This is a genomic window from Gordonia sp. CPCC 205515, assembly GCF_048537925.1.
GTDB lineage: Bacteria > Actinomycetota > Actinomycetes > Mycobacteriales > Mycobacteriaceae > Gordonia.
In genome coordinates this window covers 234,888-257,731 of sequence record NZ_JBCLVJ010000010.1, presented here as the reverse complement: position 1 = coordinate 257,731, position 22,844 = coordinate 234,888, and the positions used below count along the sequence as shown (strand labels likewise).

The 22,844-nt window shown below is 60.7% G+C and carries 22 protein-coding genes; 12 read left to right on the top strand and 10 right to left on the bottom strand.

Features of this window, described 5'->3' with window-relative positions; genetic code table 11:
- The first annotated feature begins 49 nt into the window (after positions 1-49).
- From AAFP30_RS16200 to AAFP30_RS16160, 9 genes are all read left to right on the top strand, one after another.
- A complete protein-coding gene (locus AAFP30_RS16200) occupies positions 50-544 on the top strand; it encodes a hypothetical protein (protein ID WP_419230983.1) in 495 nt (164 codons plus the stop codon).
- Between the two features lies 1 nt (position 545).
- Entirely contained in the window at positions 546-1,469 is a 924-nt protein-coding gene (locus AAFP30_RS16195; RefSeq protein ID WP_419230982.1) for a glycosyltransferase family 2 protein, read from the top strand.
- Between the two features lie 63 nt (positions 1,470-1,532).
- Positions 1,533-3,017: a class I adenylate-forming enzyme family protein gene (locus AAFP30_RS16190; protein ID WP_419230981.1), complete on the top strand. Its 1,485-nt coding sequence runs from the start codon at positions 1,533-1,535 to the stop codon at positions 3,015-3,017.
- Positions 3,018-3,055: 38 nt separating this feature from the next.
- A complete protein-coding gene (locus AAFP30_RS16185; RefSeq protein WP_419230980.1) occupies positions 3,056-3,946 on the top strand; it encodes a hypothetical protein in 891 nt (296 codons plus the stop codon).
- Complete coding sequence (gene acpS / locus AAFP30_RS16180) at positions 3,936-4,337, top strand: holo-ACP synthase (RefSeq protein WP_419230979.1); 402 nt, start codon at positions 3,936-3,938, stop codon at positions 4,335-4,337. Before AAFP30_RS16185 ends, acpS begins: the two co-directional genes overlap by 11 nt.
- Complete coding sequence (locus tag AAFP30_RS16175) at positions 4,327-4,539, top strand: hypothetical protein (protein ID WP_419230978.1); 213 nt, start codon at positions 4,327-4,329, stop codon at positions 4,537-4,539. The genes acpS and AAFP30_RS16175 overlap by 11 nt, the downstream gene beginning before the upstream one ends.
- Positions 4,539-6,557 (top strand): asparagine synthase (glutamine-hydrolyzing), encoded by a 2,019-nt coding sequence (gene asnB, locus AAFP30_RS16170; protein WP_419230977.1) that lies wholly within the window; start codon positions 4,539-4,541, stop codon positions 6,555-6,557. The genes AAFP30_RS16175 and asnB overlap by 1 nt, the downstream gene beginning before the upstream one ends.
- Positions 6,554-7,555: an NAD(+) synthase gene (nadE, locus tag AAFP30_RS16165; RefSeq protein WP_419230976.1), complete on the top strand. Its 1,002-nt coding sequence runs from the start codon at positions 6,554-6,556 to the stop codon at positions 7,553-7,555. The genes asnB and nadE overlap by 4 nt, the downstream gene beginning before the upstream one ends.
- Before the next feature lie 226 nt (positions 7,556-7,781).
- Positions 7,782-8,360 (top strand): hypothetical protein, encoded by a 579-nt coding sequence (locus AAFP30_RS16160; RefSeq protein WP_419230975.1) that lies wholly within the window; start codon positions 7,782-7,784, stop codon positions 8,358-8,360.
- Between the two features lie 13 nt (positions 8,361-8,373).
- Here the strand turns inward: AAFP30_RS16160 and AAFP30_RS16155 are convergent, their stop codons facing one another.
- Positions 8,374-9,066: a CatB-related O-acetyltransferase gene (locus tag AAFP30_RS16155; RefSeq protein ID WP_419230974.1), complete on the bottom strand. Its 693-nt coding sequence runs from the start codon at positions 9,064-9,066 to the stop codon at positions 8,374-8,376.
- A 333-nt stretch (positions 9,067-9,399) separates the two neighbouring features.
- Here AAFP30_RS16155 and AAFP30_RS16150 point away from each other — a divergent pair, with 333 nt between their 5' ends.
- From AAFP30_RS16150 to AAFP30_RS16140, 3 genes are all read left to right on the top strand, one after another.
- On the top strand, positions 9,400-10,668 hold the full coding sequence (locus AAFP30_RS16150; RefSeq protein ID WP_419230973.1) for a glycosyltransferase family 4 protein: 1,269 nt from the start codon (positions 9,400-9,402) through the stop codon (positions 10,666-10,668).
- Positions 10,650-11,699, top strand: coding sequence for a GDP-mannose 4,6-dehydratase (gene gmd, locus AAFP30_RS16145; protein WP_419231250.1), 1,050 nt, complete (start codon positions 10,650-10,652; stop codon positions 11,697-11,699). Before AAFP30_RS16150 ends, gmd begins: the two co-directional genes overlap by 19 nt.
- Positions 11,700-11,777: 78 nt before the next feature.
- Complete coding sequence (locus AAFP30_RS16140) at positions 11,778-13,103, top strand: hypothetical protein (RefSeq protein ID WP_419230972.1); 1,326 nt, start codon at positions 11,778-11,780, stop codon at positions 13,101-13,103.
- 28 nt (positions 13,104-13,131) lie between these two features.
- On the opposite strand, the gene AAFP30_RS16135 is transcribed toward AAFP30_RS16140, so the two are convergent.
- The 9 genes from AAFP30_RS16135 to AAFP30_RS16095 form a co-directional block, all read right to left on the bottom strand.
- The gene (locus AAFP30_RS16135) at positions 13,132-14,625 is read right to left on the bottom strand and encodes a lipopolysaccharide biosynthesis protein (RefSeq protein ID WP_419230971.1); all 1,494 of its coding nucleotides are present in this window, start codon (positions 14,623-14,625) and stop codon (positions 13,132-13,134) included.
- Positions 14,618-15,637 (bottom strand): GDP-L-fucose synthase family protein, encoded by a 1,020-nt coding sequence (locus AAFP30_RS16130; RefSeq protein ID WP_419230970.1) that lies wholly within the window; start codon positions 15,635-15,637, stop codon positions 14,618-14,620. Before AAFP30_RS16130 ends, AAFP30_RS16135 begins: the two co-directional genes overlap by 8 nt.
- A gap of 115 nt (positions 15,638-15,752) precedes the next feature.
- A complete protein-coding gene (locus tag AAFP30_RS16125) occupies positions 15,753-16,445 on the bottom strand; it encodes a WecB/TagA/CpsF family glycosyltransferase (RefSeq protein ID WP_419230969.1) in 693 nt (230 codons plus the stop codon).
- 142 nt (positions 16,446-16,587) lie between these two features.
- Positions 16,588-17,763, bottom strand: coding sequence for a glycosyltransferase family 4 protein (locus AAFP30_RS16120; protein WP_419230968.1), 1,176 nt, complete (start codon positions 17,761-17,763; stop codon positions 16,588-16,590).
- Between the two features lie 118 nt (positions 17,764-17,881).
- Positions 17,882-19,228: an O-antigen ligase family protein gene (locus AAFP30_RS16115; protein ID WP_419230967.1), complete on the bottom strand. Its 1,347-nt coding sequence runs from the start codon at positions 19,226-19,228 to the stop codon at positions 17,882-17,884.
- Positions 19,225-19,989, bottom strand: coding sequence for a hypothetical protein (locus tag AAFP30_RS16110; protein ID WP_419230966.1), 765 nt, complete (start codon positions 19,987-19,989; stop codon positions 19,225-19,227). Before AAFP30_RS16110 ends, AAFP30_RS16115 begins: the two co-directional genes overlap by 4 nt.
- Positions 19,990-20,098: 109 nt before the next feature.
- Positions 20,099-21,391 (bottom strand): Wzz/FepE/Etk N-terminal domain-containing protein, encoded by a 1,293-nt coding sequence (locus tag AAFP30_RS16105; protein WP_419230965.1) that lies wholly within the window; start codon positions 21,389-21,391, stop codon positions 20,099-20,101.
- A gap of 1 nt (position 21,392) precedes the next feature.
- Entirely contained in the window at positions 21,393-22,112 is a 720-nt protein-coding gene (locus AAFP30_RS16100; RefSeq protein ID WP_419230964.1) for a YveK family protein, read from the bottom strand.
- Positions 22,109-22,819, bottom strand: a complete 711-nt coding sequence (locus AAFP30_RS16095) for an SGNH/GDSL hydrolase family protein (RefSeq protein ID WP_419230963.1) — start codon at positions 22,817-22,819, stop codon at positions 22,109-22,111. Before AAFP30_RS16095 ends, AAFP30_RS16100 begins: the two co-directional genes overlap by 4 nt.
- Between the last annotated feature and the right edge of the window lie 25 nt (positions 22,820-22,844).

The window sequence follows — 22,844 nt, the reverse complement described above, 5'->3', positions numbered from 1 at the left end:
CACCCGATCACGCGCGCTCAACGTCTTTCCCCACACACAGGCATCACAGATGACTCCAGAGAAGATCTGGTTACTCAGCACCCGGCTTCATCGCCGCAGACGCTATCGACTCGCCAAACTTCTCAAACTCGTGAACGCAGTCGTGTACAGCACCGCATTGCCCCCTGAAGCCCAGGTGGCTTCCGATGTTTTTCTGTGGCATCACGGCCTCGCAGTTGTGATCCACCCTGACACGACGATCGGTAGACGTGTTCACATCGCCCACGGTGTGACTATCGCAGCGGGCGCGCCTGAGGCTGGTTCCGGTCTCGGCGTGGTCGTCGAAGACGGAGTAACAATCGGGGCGGGCGCCTGCATCATCCCTCGCGAAGGTTCTGGACTGATACTCGGGGCAGGTTGCACCATCGGCGCGAATGCGGTCGTTACCAAGGACGTCCCCGCGGGAGCCGTCGCGGTCGGACAGCCTGCGACGATCCGCGCGCGTGCGCCACGGCTGAAGGCTACCTCCGACGCCGCTGACATCAGCGCGGATCGGATGACTTGACATGAAGCTGACCAACCACTCCGCCCTTGTGGACCTTTCGTCCCGCATCCGAGATGAGCTGCAGCGGTGGCGCTGCCCTATCTACGAGGCACGCAACAAATCTCTGCATGCCAGAGCTGCCCTGTTGAACCGACGTCGTCAGCGGGCCGAGGTGGCCCGGCTGCGCGCCGCCCCACTCGACGGCCCCGCACACGCGCGGGTGCTGGTGGTCATCCCGACATATCGGCGTCCGGACCGCCTGAATACGGCTGTCGCAAGTGCACTCGCACAGAGCGTCGAGGATCTGGCGGTGATCGTGGTGGATGACGGCGGTGGACTGCCCGACAATCTCCCCGACGATCCCCGCCTGACGGCCGTTTCTCTGAGCTCGAACTCCGCGACACTTGGGCTGGTCCGCAATGTCGGTGTCGATCTCATCGATTCAGAGTTCATTGCCTTTCTCGACGACGACAACCAATGGACCACCGACCACCTTTCCACCGCAGTCGGAGCGCTCGATTCGGCCCCTGCTCTCGACGCGGTCTACACATCGCTCCGGAGGCTTCATCCCGATGGCACCTCGCTCGATGTGCTCGGAACCCCGTTCGACCGCAAGCTACTCCGCAGGCAACCGTTCGTAGATGCAAACAGCATCGTTGTGCGACGCAGCGCAAACCCTCGTTTCAGCCTTGTTCCCCGGACGAAGGAGACCCTGCCAAAGGAGGATTGGGAATACGTTTGGCGCCTGAGCCGCCGCTCCCAGATCCGGCACCTTCCTGCTGTCACCGTGAACTACACAGTCAATCCCGACAGTTATTACACCGATTGGCAAGGCCCAGGCGATCCGTTGGACGCTGACGACACTGGCCGTGACGTACCTAGCCCGGATCGGGTAGCCAGTTCCGCCGAACGCCGCGACCATCAGCCGAATGGCAACCCTCTGTAACGCACCAATCTCTCACCATGGTTCTGACTTTCACTACCGGCCCGATCGTAAGGAGTTGATCGTATGAATACGACCGATTACCTGCTGGAGAAGGGCAGCGCCGAGGACGTTGCGATTATCGACGGCGGGCGGCAGACCACCTACGCGGAACTCCGGACTGCGACAGCCACACTGGTCGCAGCTCTCGCGGAGCAGCGTCTGGATTCAGGCGCGCGCGTGGCCCTCATCGGCCCGAACTCGTTGTTCTGGGTGGCGGGTTACCTTGCCGTGATGAAACTCGGACTGGTCGTCGTGCCGTTCTCCGACAAGGCAACGCTCGACGACGTGAAACGTAACCTCGACATCGCTGATTGTCGTGCAGCTTTGGTCGATCGCCGGTCACAGCGGCGGTTTATTGGCGCTCTGGGCGGGATCGAGATCATCACCGATGACACACTCCACGCGCCGGTCAATTCCTACGCTACCGTGCCGCCAACCGACCCCGACGCCGACGCGGCGCTCATGTTCACCTCGGGGACCACTAATCTACCCAAGGCCGTTCGGATCACCCACGGCAATATTCAAGCCAACACCGATTCAATCATTGCCTACCTCGGTCTCACGCGGACCGACCGCGTCCTCGTGATTCTGCCGTTCTTTTACTGCTTCGGCGCCTCGCTCCTTCACACGCACCTCCGCCAAGGGGCGAGCATCGTGTTGTGTAACAGTTTTGCGTATCCGGAAACGGCCATTGAGATACTTTCCGGGCAAGAATGCACCGTCCTGGCGGGAGTGCCCTCGTCGTTTCAATTGTTGTTGCGCGCAACCACCTACACCAGCAGACCGCTCCCCTCACTGCGGATAGTCCAGCAAGCCGGAGGCAGACTGCCACCGGTGTTGATCAACGAACTCGTGTCCGCCCATCCCGAGGCACAGGTATTCGTGATGTACGGGCAGACCGAAGCAACCGCACGGTTGTCGTACCTTCCGCCCGACATGCTTACCGAGCGGATTGGGTCCATCGGCAAGGGCATCCCTGGCGTCGAGTTGCGCGTACTGCGCGAAGACATGACCCCGGTCTCGCCCGGCGAGAAGGGGGAGATCTACGCGACCGGTCGCAACATCAGCCCCGGTTACCTCGGAAATCCCGCCGACTCGTCCAATAAGTTCACCAAAAATGGCTTGCGCACAGGCGATCTGGCAGTCGTTGATGAAGACGGCTACATCTTTGTCGTCGACCGGATCGATGACTTCATCAAGTCCTGGGGTTATCGGGTGTCCAGCCAGGAGGTCGAGGCCGTGGCTCTTCAGATGACCGACCTGGTGTCTGCGGCAGCTGTTGGCGTCCCCGACGACGAAGCCGGTGAGGCGATCACCCTTTTCGCCACCACTCGGCCCGGATCAAACGTCAGCAGCGCTGACATCCTCGCTCATTGCCGCGCAATTCTGCCCAAGCACATGGTTCCGCGGACCATCGAAATCATCGACGTGATCCCCGTGAATGCAAACGGCAAGATCGCAAAGACACGGCTCCGCGATCTCGCCCGCAGCGAAGTACCCTCGGACTGACGCGGCCGCATCAATACTCACCTCGTGGAGACCCCATCATGAAGCTTTCATCACAACGCCGACCTAGCGGCCGCACGCTCATCCTCGCTGCGACCGGTTCCGTCATCGTCCTCGTCGCCGCAGTCGCAATTGCCTTCGAAAACGTCTGGCGTACCGACTCCACGACAATCAGCGGTAACGCGCCTGCAACGGCGACGCCGGCGGAACTGACGTCAGCCGCCAAGACCCGGGTGTTCTTCGGTCATCAGTCGATCGGCGAGAACATCTTGAGCGGCATACCAGCTGTCTACAGTCAGCAGGGCATTGCGGCACCGGCGATCATCGAGGGTGAGCCGAGCGATAGCCTCAGGGGCGGCTTCATCGCTCACACGCATATCGGCGAAAACGAGTACCCGCTCAAGAAGTTCGCCGACTTCGACAAAGCACTCCGCAGCGGCCTCGCAAACCAAGTCGATGTTGCTGTGATGAAGCTCTGCTACCTCGACATCACAACCGACACCGACATCGACGCGCTGTTCGCTGCCTATCGCGAAACCATGTCGGCCCTCCAGCGGGACTACCCGAACCTCCGCCTCATCCACACCACTGTCCCGGTGACGATGGAGGCGCCACTCAAGAAGAGGGTCAAGATCCGACTTGGTGGCAGCGAACGGCTTGGCCAAGCCGAGAACGTGGCGCGGGAGAAGTACAGCAACTTGATTCGAAATACGTACGGCGAGGATGTTTTCGATCTCGCCGCCATCGAGTCAACGGCCCCTGACGGCCAGCGCGAGGAGATGAAGTACATGGGTGGCACCTACTTCACGCTCTACCCGGAATACGCCTCCGATCTCGGCCACCTCAATGCAAAGGGCGCCGAAGTGGCCGCGACGGCGTTCCTTCAGAAGGTTGCCCAAGTCTCGCAGAAGCAGGCGGACGATGTGGCCTGATGCCGGGACCGACATCGTCGACGTCAACCGCATCGATTCGCTGATCGAACGTAGTGGTGACCGCTTCCTCAATCGCTGGTTCACGAGCGACGAAATAGCCTACTGCCGAACGAAAGCGGTACCCAGCAGGCACTTCGCTGCGAGATTCGCAGCGAAAGAGGCCGTGGCCAAGGTCCTCCCTTCCGGCTGGGATGGCCCGCTGGCCTGGCGTTCGATCGAGATCGTCAACAACGCCGACGGCGCGCCACGTGTACACCTCACAGGACTCCCGCGCGAACTCGCCGACAAAGCCCGCATCGAGCGGATCTCGATCTCACTCTCACACTGCGATGCTTATGCGACTGCAGTCGCCATCGCGGTCCGTAACGAAGAGCACGACAGTGCGTCGTGACCAGATCGAGCGCATCCTCGACGACTTCGATGCGCTCGGCCGGTCGGAGGACAATTCCTTTTCGCACGCAATGCATTTGGCCCTCATGATTGAGGATGTATTCGATATGCGATTGACCGAGTTCGAATTACTCACATTGCCGGATACCGATCGCTCTACCCTGATTGATCTGATCGAACGCACTTCGGGTCGTCGCGCCTGATGTGCGGCATCTGCGGAATCGTCACTGAGGACACGCCGCCCGACCTCGATCTCCTGAGGTCCATGATGAGCCTTCTCGGCCACCGCGGCCCCGACGGGAGCGGATACTTCCGCGACCGCTCGGCGGCACTCGGACATACCAGGCTGGCCATCATCGACACCGCCGGCGGCGCCCAACCACTCTGCAATGAGGATGGCACTCTGTGGATTTCGTTCAACGGCGAGATCTTCAACTACCTGGAACTCGCGGAGGAACTCCGCGCGCGCGGCCATCGGTTCGCCACAGCGAGTGATACCGAAGTGATCGTGCACGCGTGGGAGGAATGGGGTCCTGACTGCTTCTCACGGTTCAATGGCCAATGGGCCGTGGCACTCTGGGATCGTACGGCCGAACGGCTCATCCTGTCGCGAGATCGACTCGGGGTGCGCCCGCTCTACTACACGCGTGTTGGCCAAAGCCTGCTGTTCGCCTCCGAGATCAAGGCGTTGTTCGCGCACCCGACGGTGGATCGGTCCTTCGATAACGACGGACTCCGCCAGACGTTCACGTACTGGTCTACCGTCGCACCGCGGACGCCCTTCCGCGCAGTCGAGCAACTCGAACCCGGACACTACGCGGTACTCGACCGAAAAGGATTCCGGAAGGCGCCCTACTGGCAGGCTTCGTTTCCTGCCAGACATCAAGAGCCATCACAAGAGCTGGCAGAGAACACCACAGAACTCCGCGAGAGGATCGTTGAGGCCACCCGCCTACGGTTCTTGCGTAGCGATGTCCCCGTAGGCGCATATCTGTCCGGCGGGCTGGACTCGGCGGTCACCGCGGCAGTGATTGCCGAATATACCGAAGCACCGTTGGCCACATTCTCGCTGCGATTCGACGATGAGGAGTTCGACGAGGGTGGATATCAAGACTTGATGTCCACCCGGCTCGGCACCAAACATCAGGAAGTCGTGGTCCGACCGTCGGACATTGTCGACGTCTTTCCCGAGGTGGTGCGTCATACCGAGGCACCGATCGTGCGCGCCGGTCCTGCTCCCCTCTTCTTACTTTCGAAGTTGGTGTCCGACAACGGATACAAGGTCGTGGTTACCGGCGAGGGTGCCGACGAGGTGCTGGCCGGTTACGACATCTTCCGCGAAGCCCGAGTCCGATCGTTTTGGGCCCGGGATGCGGACTCGACCGTGCGTCAGCGCGCGTTGGATCTGCTCTATCCGTGGATGCAGAGATCTCCCACCAAGGCGCCTGCGTTTGCCCGGAGTTTCTTCGGACGCAACCTCGACCCGACCGATCCTGCCATGTCACACCGCCCGAGGTGGGAGGCGACATCGGCGATCGAAGTCTTGATGTCGCCGGACATGCGAGCTGTCATGTCGGCGTCAACCACCGATGACGTGATCGGACGCATGCCGCCGGAGAGCCGCGACTGGGATCCGTTGACCCGTGCGCAATGGCTTGAAATGACGACACTTCTCGCCGGCTATATTCTTTCCTCCCAGGGCGATCGGATGCTCATGGCAAACTCGGTGGAGGGTCGATTCCCGTTCCTCGACCGTAACGTCGTCGACTTCGCCAATGCCCTTCCGGCGCACCACAAACTATTCGGCCTCGAGGAGAAGTACCTTCTCAAGCGCGCCTTCGCCGACGTGATCCCCGATGAGATCCTTCATCGTCCGAAACAGCCTTATCGCGCGCCCGACGCCGCAAGCTTCTTTGCCGGCCCCGCGCCCGATTGGTTCGGTGACATCACCTCCGAGCGCTCGATTGCCGACGCCGGCGTCTTCGATCACGCCCGCGTATCAGCCCTGTTTGAGAAGTGCACGCGCTCAGCAGGACAACGGATGAGCAACACAGACAACATGCGAGTATCCGCTGTGGTGTCCACCCAGCTCGCATACTTCTGTCTGGTTGCCGCCCCTGAATGGGTCAGACCGCAACCACACCAGCTCCCGCCGGCCACGGTCGCGGTTGACCTCGTAACCGACGCAGATCCCACTATCAATGAGGAGTTCCTCGCATGACCGAACTGACACAGACCTTCGGCCCGAAAAGCCTGGAGATCGACGCCGAGGCAGAGGTAGCCCGGATCGTCGGCGCGCTCTCCGACTATCTGGCGCGAGTCAAGAGGAAGGGTGCGGTCGTCGCCCTGTCCGGCGGTATCGACTCCAGCGTCGTGGCTGCGCTCTGTGTCCGCGCGCTCGGTCCCGACAGGGTCTTCGGCCTTCATATGCCGGAACGGGAGTCATCTGACGACACCATCGATTTCAGCCGGATGGTGTCGGATTCACTCGGCATCGACTCCCAACTCGAGGAGATTTCTCCGATCCTCGAGGCGGCGGGCTGCTATCGACGACGCGACGACGCCATCCGCTTGGTGTGCCCCGAATACGGTCCCGACTACCGATCCAAGATCGTGTTGCCGAGCGTCGTTGACTCGGACTCGTTCCGGCTCCACTCAGTGGTGGTCGAGGCTCCTAACGGAACGCAGTCGACTCATCGCCTGACCGCCGAGGCATACCTGGGCATCGTCGCCGCGACCAACTTCAAGCAGCGTGTGCGAAAGATGCTCGAGTACTACCACGCGGACCGGCTGAACTACATCGTGACCGGAACCCCAAACCGCCTTGAATACGACCAGGGTTTCTTTGTCAAACTTGGCGACGGCTCAGCCGACCTGAAGCCCATTGCCCACCTGTACAAGTGCCAGGTGTACGCGCTTGCAGCCTATCTCGGTGTGCCGGAACCCATCCAGAATCGTCCGTCAACGACGGACACCTATTCGATGCCGCAGTCCCAGGAGGAGTTCTATTTCTCGCTTCCCCATCAGCGAATGGATCTGTGTCTGTACGGAAAAAACAACGACATCCCGGTCGGCCAAATCGCCGCTGCCGCGGAGCTATCGGAGGAGCAAGTCAGCCGCGTCTTCCGAGACATCGATCAGAAGCGAAAGACGACCGAATACCTCCATCTGCAACCGCAGTTGGTGACTGAGATCCCTGAGATCGGGCATTCCGGCTAACCGCGCGAGATCGGCCAGAATCCATGCACGAGCAACGCGAACCGATACAGATGCTGTGGTTCGGTAAACCCCTGTCCCGCATGGAACGTCTTTCAATTACATCGTTCCTGCGCAACGGCCATCGGGTTCACCTGTATTCGTACGATGACGACGTAGGAAATGTCCCGTCGGCACCGAACTTCTCGCCGCGGATTGTATCGTCCGGCGGGACGAGTTCCGCCGACTAATGAACTCGGGTGTGCGACCCGGCATATTCTTCGATATCTTTCGATATTCGCTGATGGTCCAGCGCGGAGGCTGGTGGGTCGACTGCGATGTCGTCTGCCTCCGTCCGTTTGAGTTCAACTCCGAGATCGTCTTCGGATGGCAGGACGCCACGACAATCAACGGTGCGGTTATGCGGCTCCCGCAGGGGCACAAGGCAGCACACCTTCTGCTGTCCAACTCGTTGCATCCGACCCGCTGGCAGAAAGGTGACCCCTGGAGGCGGCGGGCGAGAAAGGCACGGGATGCGGTTACCGGCTACCGCAGTCCAGCAACTGCGAAATGGGGCATGACAGGGCCGATGGCGCTGACTGTGACCGCACGCAAACTCGACCTGCTCGACTACGCGTTGCCGACACGCGCTTTCTACCCGGTCCATTGGCGGGATGCCGAGCAACTCTTCGCGACACCCCGTCCGACGACGCTGCCATCCGACTCATTCGCCGTTCACCTGTGGAACGAAATGCTCAGTGCGCACACCGGCGAGTATGCCGCGGAGAGCATCGTCGGCGGTTATCTCAGACAGTTCGGTGTCGACTAAACCCGGAGGGTGATCAGTCCTCGAGCAACTCCTGGAACTCAGGTATGCGATGGGCGAGTTCCTCAACATCGTTGTCCCACCAGCGCTCGGCGAGCAACTCCGCGATCCTCTCGTCTGAGAATCGCTTTTTGATCAGCCGGGCGGGATTGCCCAGGACGACACCGTAGTCAGGCACATCCTTGCTCACCACAGCTCCGGCACCGATCACCGCTCCATGCCCAATTCGATTCACTTCAGGCAGCACCACCGCGTTGGCCCCGATCCAGACATCGCTACCGATCTCCAGCGGATTCAGTTCGTCGCCGATCCAGTCATCACACAGACCGAACATCGGGTTATGGAACACTGCGCTGGTCGATTTCAGGCGCAACGCATGATTACCGTTCACAGTCCGCACGCCGGGACCGAACGAGCAGTACCGCCCGATCGTCGTTTTTGGGTCGATCATCCAAGGCGTGAAACACGATCCCATCGAATACATCCCGATCTCCACATCCCAGTACTTGCGGAAGATCACGCGGAGCGTCGGCGACTTGTATTCAGAACCCTCCAAGCGTCGGAGCAACCACAGCACCAGAGGGCGGAGGCGTCGAATCCTGTACGCACTCACCAGGACCCGGCGCGCAAGCCCCTGCGGGACAAGTTCCGCCTCGGCGGTCCGCACAGGTGAGACATCCTCGGCGCCAATCGAAGCTTGATCCGTCACGGCAATACTGCTCTTTCGTCGGTGTCGGTCAATGTGGATGTGAACGCCGGACCGGACCATCGCATTCGTGCAGAGTCCTGGTTGGTGATCAGCTCACTGTGTCGCGGTCGAGGTAGGCCACCGCAGCAAGTGGAGCACACGGTAACACTCGCGACGTTGGTCAACAAGCAATAGACACGTTGGCCGGTGTCGTCCATCCGAACGAATCCTCGGATGTCGATTTGCGCTATCCCAGGCACTATCAGGCGATCCACCTCGAAATCCGGCATTTGGTGCGAACCGGGAGGCGGGATCCAACGCCACGGCCACCGCCAATCTCGGTAGACTCCACGCGTGACCCGTCGAGCTTTGCGCATTGCTCTAGTCGGGATCAACTATGCGCCCGAACCAACCGGTATCGCTCCCTACACCACTCGCCTCGCCGCCGGATTGGCCGACCGTGGACATCAGGTCCAAGTCCTCACCGGAGTGCCACACTACCCACGCTGGCAACGTATTTCGAGATCGCGCATTCGCGCGAACGAAAGCACCAATGGTGTAGCAATCAGGCGACTCAACCATCATGTGCCGAAACACTCATCCGTTCTCGGACGTATGTTGATGGAGTTGACCTTCGGGTTGCAGGTGGTGACGACCCGCTGGAACAGGCCCGACGTGGTCATTTGCGTCAGCCCGCCACTGATCGCATCTGCAGCCACCATGGCGCGTGCACGCCTGACACCAAGCCGCCCCGCCATCGGTATCCTGGTTCACGATCTGTACGGCCGCGGCGTTTCAGAGACCGGGATCATGAACCGACGATCAGCGAACCTGATGCAATGGGTCGAATCCTCGACCCTACGAATGGCCGATCAAATTGCAGTCATTCACAACGGATTCTCGGGAACGCTGGTCGACCAGTTGGGTATCGATCCCCGACAGATCCGAGAGATTCGGAACTGGTCGCACGTACACGAACCCGATCCCGCGGCGAGTCTGAAATTCCGTCGCCGTCATGGCTGGCTGCCCGAGGAAGTCGTTGTACTCCACGCCGGCAATATGGGCCACAAACAGGGCCTCGAGAATGTAGTCGCGGCAGCGCGCATTGCCGGCGAACGTGGTGAGCGGACGCGCTTCGTTCTTCTCGGTGACGGAAATCAGCGCGCCCGACTCCAAGCAGCCGGGGAAGGCCTCTCCAATCTCGAGTTCCTACCACCGGTAGACGAGGACGATTTCCCCGCCGCACTCGGCGCCGCAGATGTCTTGCTGGTGAACGAGCTGCCTGGAGTAGGACAGATGGCAGTGCCAAGCAAACTCACATCGTATTTCCGTGCCAACAGGCCTGTATTGGCTGCCACCGACGCCACAAGCTTCACCGCACGAGAGATCAACGCCTCTGGGGGCGGAGTCATCGTGCCGGCTGACGAACCCGAAGGGCTCATCCGCGAGGCTCTGCGATTGGCCGCGGATCCCGCTCTGGCGCAACGCCTAGGTGCTGCCGGCCGACGGTACTCCGAGCAGATCCTCTCGGAGACCGCCGCGCTCGATCTCTATGAACAGTGGATAGTGGATCTCGTAGACACACGGCAACAGGAGTGGGAACGATCACCAAGCGAGCACTGATTACCGGCATCACGGGTCAAGACGGTTCTTACCTCGCCGAGCTTCTCCTCGGCAAAGGATACGAGGTTCACGGCATTATCAGGCGTGCCTCCACTTTCAATACCCGCCGGATAGACCACCTATACGTCGACCCGCATGAACGCGGCGCCCGACTGTTCATGCATTACGGCGACGTGGTCGACGGCTCTCGGCTATCCACCCTGCTGGCAGAGATCGGACCTGATGAGATCTATCATCTCGCTTCGCAATCGCATGTGCGCGTGAGTTTTGACGAACCCGAGTACACGGCGGAAACCGCGGGTCTGGGAACACTCCGTATGCTCGAGGCGATCCGACGGACCGGACTGTCGTGTCGCTTCTATCAAGCGGCCACCTCCGAGATGTTCGGCGCATCGCCACCTCCACAGAATGAGAACACCGCCTTCCACCCGCGGTCACCGTATGGGGTCGCTAAGGTCTTCGCTTATTGGACTGCGCGCAACCACCGCGAGGCGTACGGAACCTACGCCGTCAACGGGATCTTGTTCAACCACGAATCACCCAGGCGCGGAGAGACTTTCGTGACGCGGAAGATCACCCGCGCGGTCGCCCGCATTCACGCAGGACTCGACGAGCACCTATGGATGGGAAACATCGACGCAGTTCGTGACTGGGGATACGCCCCCGAATATGTAGAGGGCATGTGGCGCATGCTCCAGGCCGACGAAGCCGCGGACTACGTTCTGGCTACTGGCACCGGCTATTCGGTGCGAGATTTCTTGTCGATGGCATTCGCCCATGTCGATCTCGACTGGCAACAGTACGTCAGATTCGACGACCGGTATTTGCGGCCCGCGGAGGTGGATTCGGTCATCGGTGATGCATCAAGAGCGCGCACCGAACTCGGCTGGAATGCGACGGTGCAGGTCCCTCAACTCGTGCAGATCATGGTCGACGCCGACATGCTTGCCGTGGAACGCGGCGACCTGGGCGTCATCGACAAGCCAGCACTGCCGGGTTGGACTTCGACATCCCGGGAGCTCCGCAATTGACCACGTCGGTCGCTCAACCAACGAACCACCACGACTCGCGTTAGGCTCCACACAATGTCACCCACCAGACGCGAGTTCATGAAGTGGACCACCCTGACGGTCTTGGGGGGGACAACAATAGCGCTCGCGGGGTGTGGCGATTCTGCTGCGCCCAATGATCAAGAGCCTGCCGGTAGCAAACCCGGTGAACTCTTCCAGATCGGATTGTATTCCTGGAACGAGATCGTTGACTTACCACGGCAGGTGAACGAGCTCGGCCTGACACACTATCGCATTGGCGGCGTGATGTCGGACCGCGTGATGACATTTTGCGCAGAGAACAACATCGATGTCCTGCTGAACTTCACTCCCGAGGTCGGCCGTGCGTCCGCCGCGTCGGACGCCGCGTTCATCGCCGCATATCTGAAGCAGATCGATCGAACCATGGACCGCTTCGGCCCCGGCGGTTCATTCTGGACTCAAAATCCCACCCTTCCATCCCACCCGATCCAGACCGTCGAGATCTGCAACGAACCCAATTTCGGCTATGGTTTCGTGGGCACCAAGCAACAGGTCGCCGACCTCTACGCTCAGGTGCTGTTCGCCAGTTATGACCACATAAAGTCACGGTGGCCGACGGTCACGGTGGTCGGCTTCGCGGCCGGCGGCGCATCTGCTGCCGCCCCGGGATTTCTCGAGTTGACGTTGGCGAAACTCCAGTCCGCCAATCGGCTGGACAGCTTCGACGTCGTGGCGGTGCACATCTATAGCGACAACGTGCCACCGGAACAGCTTGTGAAGGAGACCTGGGGAACCTGGGTGGCGGGCGAATCCCTGGAGGAATGTGTTGAGGTACTCCTCAAGTTCGGTGTCCACAAGCCGATCTGGGTGACTGAGGCCGGGTACCAGATCTCGCAGGCGCAAGGCGGCAAGTTCCCGCCCGATCGAGCTGCAGCACATGGGAACGGGACCGTCACTTTGGAACAGCAGGCGGCGTACACAGTTCGATTGAATATGGCGGCGATCCGCGCTGGCATGGCGCGGATGTACCACATGTTTATGGTCGACACCGATAATTACAACGGCGGATGGTTCGACTCATCGCCCCAGCACGGAGCCCGGCCGGTCGCGATTGCGATGCGACATCTCAATGAGTCGATTGGACAAGCCACTTCGATGGAGATCATTCTCGATGGCCGCTCGGATTCACCGCCGGGTCCCTTCGCATACAAGTTTCATACTCCGGACACCGTCGTCACGGTCGCCTGGAGCCAGATTCCCCAAGAACTAAAATTGCCGCTTAGTGGTGGCCAACAGACAGTGGTCACAGACATGTACGGCAAGGCGATCGCGACCGTGAACGGTGACTCGTACGAGACTCGGTTGACTCCGAATCCTCTTCTGCTGACCACCAAAACGACCTGACTGGTCATCAGTCGAGCGCGGATGCAGCTCATTCTTGCTTGTCGTCGATATTCGCCGTCTCTTCCTCGACTCCGGTGTTCGAAGCCCTGCCCGACAGCCGCTTCGACATGTCGATCAACTCACGAAGCAGCTCACCATGCACAAACCGCAAGATCAGGCCCCCGACCGCCAGCGAGACGACGAGTCCCGCTCCGAGTGTGATCAGCTCGTGGCCGGGGATCGCGATTGCAACAGCCAGGTAGGATGCCACGATCCACAAGGCGATATGCACGGCAGGCAGTAGCGGTGTCACCTGGTCGGCGAACCTCGTACCCAGCAGATGCCGCCGAATAAACCACTCGACCGGGACCAGCACTACCGTGGCCGCCGTATAGCCGATCGCGACGCCGAGCGGCCCGAATGGTAGGCCAGACACGATGCCAATTGTCGTCACGATCGTCGTGATCCAGGCGAATCGCAGGTTCATCCTGTCATGGCCGAGTCCGAGCACAAGCGGCGTCGTCGTCGACTGATAAATCGCCTGCAGCGCACCGGCGACGGCGAGCACCTGAATGATCGGTATCGCCGGGCTCCAGTCTTCTCCGAAGAGCACCAATACGAGCTGCGGCGCCGCTGCTGCGACAAGTGCCATGCCTGGTAAAGCCAAGGCCGCCACAACCCGTGTAGTGCGCGCGACCTCCGCGCTGAGCGCGTCGAGGCTATCCACAAGCCGAGAGAACACCGGGAACAGCACTGTCGAGACAGTGCTGAGTGCTAGTTGCACCGGCAGCAACAGAAGTCTGTACGCCAAGCCGTAATATGCGAGTGCTTCAGGTCCCTGGAACTTACCGACCAACAGATTGTCGATGTTGCGTGACACGGAGTTCAGTAGTACGCCCGCGGCAAAGGCGCGCAGAGAGAAGCCAGCGATTTCCCTTACGCCTCGCAGGTGAAGATTGGGCAGAATACCGGCACCGAAGGCCACATATGCAAGCACCATCACGACATCGGTGGCCACGATCTGCACAACCAATGACCAGTAGCCGCCACCGCCGATCGCAACGACGAGGCCGAGGGCACCGCCACACAGCGCTGAACACACGTCCACAAACGCGATCGCGCGAAAGTTCATGTGCCGGATGAGCATCGCCCGAGGAGTCACTCCCGCGGATCGAATAAGCAGACACGGCGCAAAGATGATCAGAACAAGAGTGAGTTCTGGTGTATTCATGAACGACGCCCACAGCGGGGCGATCGCCATCGTCAACGCCATTAGCGCACCGCCAACGGCGAGATTCACCGAAACCACCGCGCCGGGCAGCCTCGGTTCCACTGTCTTGCGCTGGATGAGTGCGCTGGAAAAACCTTGATCCAGGAGAAGACTGACCAGCCCGATGTACACAAGGGCTTGCGCGACGATGCCGAAGTCTTCGGGCCCGATGAGGCGCGCCAAGATGATGGTGAAGATGGTCCGGGTAGCTTCGCGACCAACCACCGATATCGTGCTCCACCGCATCCCGGCGGAAAGACTCGTGTCAGCCATGCCGCCCCTTGAAGGTTGGCGCATCTCCCTCAGCCGGCAGTCCGGCGCGAGTCGCTCCCCCGACGCGAGCTTCATCGGTATTGGCGAGGAACCACTCGTAGGTGTTCCTGAGCCCGGACTCGAGCGATGTCCGCGCGTGCCAGCCCAACGAATCGAGACGCCTGGTATCCAAGCGTTTCCGCGGTGTACCATCCGGTTTACTGGTGTCCCAACGGATCTCGCCCGTGTATCCCACTATGCGAGCGACGATCCGCGCCAACTCTTCGATGGAAACCTCAGCACCGGTGCCGACATTGATCGCCACGCGGTCATCGTAGTTATCCAGCAAGAAATGGCACGCATCAGCAAGGTCGTCCGCGTACAGAAACTCACGTCGGGGGCGCCCACTGCCCCAACAGGTGACCGAGCGATCTCCGGCTACCAATGCTCGGTGGAACCGTTGAATCATCGCCGGCACCACGTGCCCCGCCGCCGGGTCGAAGTTGTCTCCCGGACCGAACACATTGGTCGGCATCGCCGAAATGTAGGGAAGACTCAGCTGACGACGAATGCCGGTGATTTGCGTGATTCCGGCGATCTTGGCCACTGCGTAGGCCTGGTTCGTCGCTTCCAGCGGGCCACTGAGGAGTGCTTCTTCGACGATTGGCTGCTCAGCGTCCCTAGGGTAGACACAGCTCGACCCGAGAAACAGCAGTCGTCGCACACCGTTGCTGACCGCACTGTCGATGAGATTGAGTTGAATACGGAGATTGTCGGAAAGGAAATCGACCGGCTTGGAGTCATTGGCGACGATCCCACCGACCAGCGCCGCCGCGCACACCACAACCTCTGGGCGCGTCTCGGCAAAGAATCGCGCCGTAGCAGTCGAATCACGAAGGTCTAGTTCGTCGGAACTCCGTCCAATCAGTTCAGTGAATCCACGGCTCCGAAAGTGACGCCACAGGGCCGATCCCACCAAGCCCCGATGGCCTGCAATGTACAACCGGGTGTCCGGCGATAAAGGGTGATTCACGGGCTCCGCACTCGCTTGACTGGCCTGGATCGACGAATCCCGTCGATCCGACTTCCGCGTGAGACTACTGCACTGCTCCGCGACTGCCGTTGTAGGCCGACCCGCGGCCACGCATTCACGCATCAGCGGGAACGGTCAGCCGGGTCTGCGCGACATGACCGAGGAATGTGGGAATGCCGAGGACGTATCGGCCTGCGAGTCGGCGGGGCTCGAGGTACAGCCGAAACGCCCACTCCATCCCTGCGCTACGCATCAGCCGCGGCGCGCGATTCACCTTGTCGCCGAGAAAATCCAGAATCGCACCACCGTTAACGATCAGGACCGGGTGACTCAACTCGTCACGCAAGGCAATCGCAACGCTCTCTTGTTTCGGCATACCCATGGCGAGAACGATCAGATCAGGCTGCGTACGAGCAGCAATGTCGACATAAGTGCCGGGCTCCGCATACCCGTCCCTGCAAGCGATCACCTTGGCGCCAGTCGCTTCGATTTTCGCGCGGGCCCGATCAAGCCATGGCGATCTTGTCCCAAATAGGGCAACTTCTCGCCCTCGATATTCACCGATGATTCGGGGAATCAGGTCGGTACCGTTCATATTCAGACCCGCTTGCCTACCAAACGCGCGCATAGCAATCTCAACGCCGATGCCATCACGCAGCAGTAGATCTGAACTGGCAAGACTCGCAAACACTTCCGGAGCTTTCCAGACCAAATTGGCCGCATGGGCATTGACAAAGGAAACCACGTAGGGCTGTCTCGGCCGAGTCAGGCTCGTGAGCAGATCCTCGTATTCGCGCTCGTTCTCCACGCATCGAATACGGCTATGTAGTTCGAGGAACTCGCGTGCACATCGTTGGTCACGACGCGCACGCCAAACCGTCAGCACCAAATGACCTCCCTCCGAAGTCGTAAGTCGCCAATTTGCCGGAAATGAGACGCATCCGAATGATTCACGCGTTCTCGTCGGCAGAACCGATTGGTCCGACCAGCGGGAGCTCCGCGGGCTTCCCCTCGACGGCACGCAACAGTCTCCGCGCCACCGCTTCCCAGGTGAACATTTCAGAACGGCGAAGGGCGGCCGAACCCATCTCGGCTGCCGTCTCCGGGTCCGCCAACCTACGCATGGCGGTATAGAGTGCCTCATCGTCGGTCGGATCGACGATCAGTCCACCGTCCCCGATGAGAAAGTCCGATCCCCCCTGGCTCGTTCCGATACTGGGTAGTCCGTTAGCTGCGGCCTCGACGTAGGCGATCCCCACAGCTTCCGATATCGATGGCATGACAAAACAGGTGGATTCCGCGAAGAGCTGACTGAGGTGCTCGCGTTCTTTTGAAACGTCCAGTCGGAGCACACCGTGTGTCCGCACCCCCGGCTCATTTAACGCCGGGTGACCGCCGACGAGATCAAGTGTCGCAGTCGGTACCTCGGCCCGCAAACGCGAAAACGCGCGCAACACACCTACACCGTTCTTGCGTTCCCAATCCAGTCCGACGAATAAAAACCGCGGAGTTTTCCAGTCCCGCCCGCCCGAACAAACCGTCTGGTGGTTTCGACCGACACCGACGACGTGAACCTTTTGCGGATCGATTCCATAGTCGGTTACGACCGACTCCGCCGCCCAACGACTCATCACGCAACACGCAACGGCAGTCTCGTATGCACGGCGTTGTCGCTCAACACGAACGTTGAAGGTCTTCTGAGACAGCAAGTCCCAGCCGGAATAAGGGTGAGTCCGAGTCTGCCGAACGGTCATGTCTTCGAGCGTCACTATCGGCACTTGGGTCAGCAACTCGAAACCCGTCCCGATCTGAATCAGCCCATCCAGATGGCCCGCTTGCCGTAATCTGCGGCGCGCCGTAATCGATTGCAGCGCGGTCACCGGTCTCGATGCGCGGGCCGCTTCTCTCGATGCAAACATCGCCGAGCGGAAATCTCGACTCGGCCGCAGATAGGCTAGAGCTACAACCGCCACGGCAAGTTTGCGAACCAACGGGTGTGGCTCCACGTTGATCGCAATCGGCGTGGCACCAGCATCACTCAGCCCCTCGATGACGCCCGATGGTGTGCCAGACCAAGTCGTCGGGTGATTCGGATCGCCGGGGCATGCCACACCGACTCGCCTCATGCACGGAAGTGTACGGCTCGGCAGGTCCACGCGCGATACTCCATCTGCGTTCATTCGGCCACACCCCTGCCGTTTCCGGATACGAAACGCGAAGTGGAAGTCGCGGACCGCCGCGACATCATGCGACCTGTGAGCGCAGATCCAGCTGACACCGAAAGGGGGCCCACAATAAGCCGAAGACAACGAATAGAAGCGTCGAAGCCTGAGCGAAAGCGAACAAGTCAAACGTAAAACTCGATGCCGCAATCCCGACAACGATCCCTCCCAGCATGTAGGCCTGTTCTCTCTCTTGTTGCGACGTGGCCCGACGCAATGATGCCGAAATACCGAAGAAGGCGCCGCACATCACCAGCGACATCGCCGCGAGACCCATCAACCCGCCCTGAACGATCGCCTGCATCCATTCGTTGTCCAAGAAGCCGATTGCTTCGGGCGGGGACCCGCCAAGTCCCAGCCCGAACAGTGGGTGTTCGCGGAGCAGATCTCCCACGGCCGCGTAGTCTGCGGTGCGTCCCTTGATGCTGTTGTCCTCGGCCGACCCCGTGATCGTCTGCCACAAAGCCGTGGTGATGTGCGGGAACGAGGCAGTGTACGCGCCGATGGCAGTTGCCGCGATGAGTATCGCCGGCAGTATCACGCGTACTCGAAAGGCAAGCATGTACACCATCATTGCCGCGATCACCGCGATGATGCCGGTCCGCGAAACAGACGCGGGCAGGGCGAGCAATGCCAGAATGCACCCCCCCACCGCCAGAATCCGAGCGGATCGCCGCGTCGAATATCGGGAGAGATAGATCGTCAACGGAATGCAGGATGCCGCCAACACAGAGAACTCGATCGGATGCGAGGACGTGCCGCGCACTCGTGTGGCTCCATCTCGTTGGCTGAGCGTGAGGTCGTCGGTGTTCAGCACAAAGCCAGGCGGCTGGAAAAGATACCTTAAATCGACCGTCGACACGCCCTGGAGAAAGCCGACAAGACAGGCGAAGCTCAGACCGGCCGCCAGTGAACCCAGTACGATCATGCGAACCCGTTGAGTTCGGACTCGGGCAATTACATAAAGTCCTACACCCACATACGAAGTCAGCGTGATCATCGCTCGGGTGCGACTTGTCGCAACGGTGTAATCACCACCCGAAAGCAATCCCACGCCGTACAGCAACAACCATAGAAACCAGTACGCCAGCAGGATGAGTGCGCCGGGATTCAGCGATGGTCGGTGCGTCGGTGCTCTCCGGTAGACCAAGAAGCCCAGAACAACCAGGCCAAACATGATCATCGAGATCATGCGTGGGAGCGCGCCGTTGCTCTTCAGCGGTCCGGCAAGCACCACGTAGGACGGCACTGCCGGCAACACGAAACACAGGCACATCAAGAGCCACGGCGTCGGTTCCCGCCTGGATTCATCAGCACCCGACGTCGTGTCACCGGAAGCCGCCGCAACGGCCGGACCGGCGGCGCTCACTTCGGTTGTTCACCTTCGACGCCGCGGACCGATGACCGTGAGCCGACTACCGCGACTTCATCGGAATCTGCAGGAACCTCACCAACCGCCTCGTTCTGGGTCGCTAATGCCGATTCAGGCTCACTCGGTGCGGCATCGGACGACGTTTCGGCGACCGCGGCACGTGCGGTACGGCGTTGGCGTCGTCGCATCAAGATCACATCGGCGACGACCGCCGCAACAATCGAAATGCCCAAACCTGCAACAACGATTGTCATCGTCGACCTTGTCCGCGACGGCATCGCCGGCGCCGGCGTGCTAGGCGCCGACACCACAAAAGGTTGAACCATCGTGCTTGGTGAGACTCGCGCGTCGCGTTGCAGGTTCTCGAGTGCAACACCGTATTCGGCGGTTGCCAACTGCAATGTTCGCAACGACGTCTGTGGGTCGGGCGTGGACGTGTCGATGAGCACGAGCGGAATCTGCTGCGTCGCCTCCGGCACGGGGAACATGCGCGCGCTGAATGCCGCGTTCCCACCACCGGCGACGACCTTATTCGCGACGGTCGGCTGTCCAAGCGACAGGGCTGCCATGTTTGCGACAAACGGCGCCCCGCCGATGTCGAGCAGGCCGTTGCGTGGCACGGCTTGACCAGGGAGCGCCGCGTCGACTCGAGTTGTGGGTGGCGCGATACCTATGAGGGTCTGCGAGTAGTAGACCGGTTTGACCGATGAGTAGACGTTGTACGCATAGAAAAACGTCAGCGCCAAGATCGGCAGCATGACGTACCACCGCCGGAAGCATGCCCGGGCCACATCGAACAAGTCCACGCGGGTGTTCCCTTCGTTCTCTTAAGTGGACCTGGCGAGCCCGACGCTCGCCGCGATCCGTTCACGGCACCGACGGCGCCTTGTGCTCACGGTCCCCTTCAGGACTGTCCTCGTCTTCGGTGCTGTCGCTTCCGTGTGTTGCGTCGTTACCGGGAGGTGATTGCTTGGCGGTCGGGTCGTCCCTATCTTGGACGACCATCACTATGCCCACCAATCGGGCTCCGGTCGCCCGCAGTCGTCCCGCGGCTTCTCGGAGGGCACTTCGCCGAGTTTGCACGGTAGCCGCCACAAATACCGACTCCGCGTACTCGGCCACCGCGGTCGCAATCGACCCCGACCCGGCTGACGGCACGGTGATTATCACACGGTCGTACTGAGAACGCAGCCGGCCAATCAGGTGTGCACCCTCTTCCGCCAGCACCAGCTCCGGGCTTGTCATCCAGTCGACCGACACTTGGTCGACACCGCCCTCTCCTCCGCTCGAACCACTCGCCGAACCCGACGTGTCGACGATTACCGATCGTTCCCGTCTCAGCGCCCATGCCCCGGCCAGATGTAGGGCGATCGCATCGACATCGGCGCCGCCGACCTCGACTAGCGCAACCACATGCGGATCGCTCTCGGACTCGGCCCGTAATCCTGCGCGCAAGACTTGGTAGTCCTCGGCATGAGTGGTCGAATCTCCGCTTCCCGTCCTAACCTTGCCCAGAACTCGCAGCCCAGAAGCAGTCGCCGCACGATCGGCGGTGCGTACAAGCGGATCGGTTGTCGCTCGCAGCCAGACTGCCACGAGCCCCGCCAGCAACCCGATCGCCAGCGCGAGCGTTGCGAGACCGACGCGTTGACCGATGGCCGAATCGGGGGTGGTTGCAGGGTTTACCACCACCACGTTCACCTTCTGGCCGTCCTCGCCGGTCGGGGTCTCCAGAGTTTTGGTGTAAGCGATGAATTCCTCGGCGTAGGTCGTCGCAATCGCGGTGGCCTCGTCCGCCGACGAAGCGGTGACCTTTATGTCGATAATCGAGGTATTCGGGGGTACCCGGACGGCACTCACTTGGGTGGCGAGATCATGGGCGGTCTCATCCAAGCGCATCTTGTCTACGACACGCTGAGCGACCGCGTTCGTCGTCAACAACGCGATATAGGAATTGACGCGTCCGGTCACGACATCGTCATTCTGGTAGGCGGCGGCAGTCGTTGTTCCCGAGATCGACACCATCACTTGGACCGTCGACGTGTATCGCGCCGGCATGAGGATCACTGCCACGAGGCCGGCAGCGAACACAATGCCGACAGTGACGGCAAAGACTTTCCAGGATCGCCGCAGCGCGGAGGCGAATGCGCGTGCTGTCAACTCACACCCTCGTTCGTGTCGGGCCCGCTGTGCCATCTGTCACGTTTGCGGTCATCGACGCACCCACCATGCGCTCGTGGGCTCCACGATGCCGATCATTCTCGTCGGATATCTCACCGGTGGAGAGTGCACGGACGACAACTGCGATGCATGCGCACAACAGTCCCACGATCGCGCTGCCGAGTACCAGATAGACCACCGGGACACCCCAGACCAGACGGCGGGCCTCGTGGGGTGGGCTGACGACCACTATGTCGGCACGCGGCACAAGACTTCCCGGTACCTTCTCCAGATCTCGCACCGTATCGCCGAATTCGTCAAGAAACACCGTCGCGATTCGTTGAGCATCGGATGCCGACGAAGCGGTCACCGTGACATCGAAAAGAGCAGTACCGGGACGCGCAGCACCGGAGATGTGGTTCGCGAGTTCGACAGCAGATCCGCCCAGCCCCAGGTCGTCAACGACTTTCTGAGCGACCCCTGTGCTGCTCGCCAACTCCGCATAGTTGTGTGCTCGACGTTGCGCGTACGAATCGCCACCATCGACAACCTTGCTCACGTCACCTGGCGTACGGACGAAAACTGTTGCCGTCGTGGAGAACTCCGGAGGCTTGAGCAACAGGAAACAAGTAATTGCGGCAAGTGCGATAACGATTCCCCACACCAGCCAACGCCACCGGTTGCCGAGGAGACGCACGTAGTCGGTCACCACATCGTTCATGTCGCCTGCGCCAGCCCGCGTGAGGTGAACTCGGCGACAAGCGCATCGGCCAGAACCTTCTCCCCTTGACTATTCGGATGTTCGCCATCTGGGCCCAAGAGCTCATCGACGTCACCAGTGATCCGCGCGATCGGGTCGATCAGCGTCACGTCTGCATCGGCTACAGCGATCGCGTTCGCGATGAACAGATCACCTAGTCCGAGATCACTGGTGGGGTCATAGAGATATCGTGGACGGACGAACACGAGCTTGGCTTCCGGCCAGGTTCGCCTCGCCGACACGATCGTCGCAACCATGACGTTGAAGACATCGAGTTTGTTCTTCGGAAAGCTGTCGTTTCGCCCGCCGTCGAGGATCACCACGTCCGGCCGGTATTGCAAGCCAAGCCCCGGAATTCGTTCGATAAATGAGGTCGACTCACCGATGTAGGGGTCGACGGTGAATCGATTGGCCGGACCACCGCTGATGTACCCCGTCCCCGGAACAGCAGACAACGAGCACTGCCAATGCATCTGCACGGCGGCCACGCAGCTGGGTGACAGTTCACTCAGGCCGTTGCCCGCGGTGTACGAATCACCGATGAACAATGCGTCCGCGATCGCATCCTGCGATGGACGGGGCGACGACATTTCGGTGTGCGGTGCGCCGATTGTGGGTGCGGCCGGGCGCATCGCCACCACCAGACCGATGGTCACGGCGACCAGCATCAGGACGATCGTGACGTCCGCGATT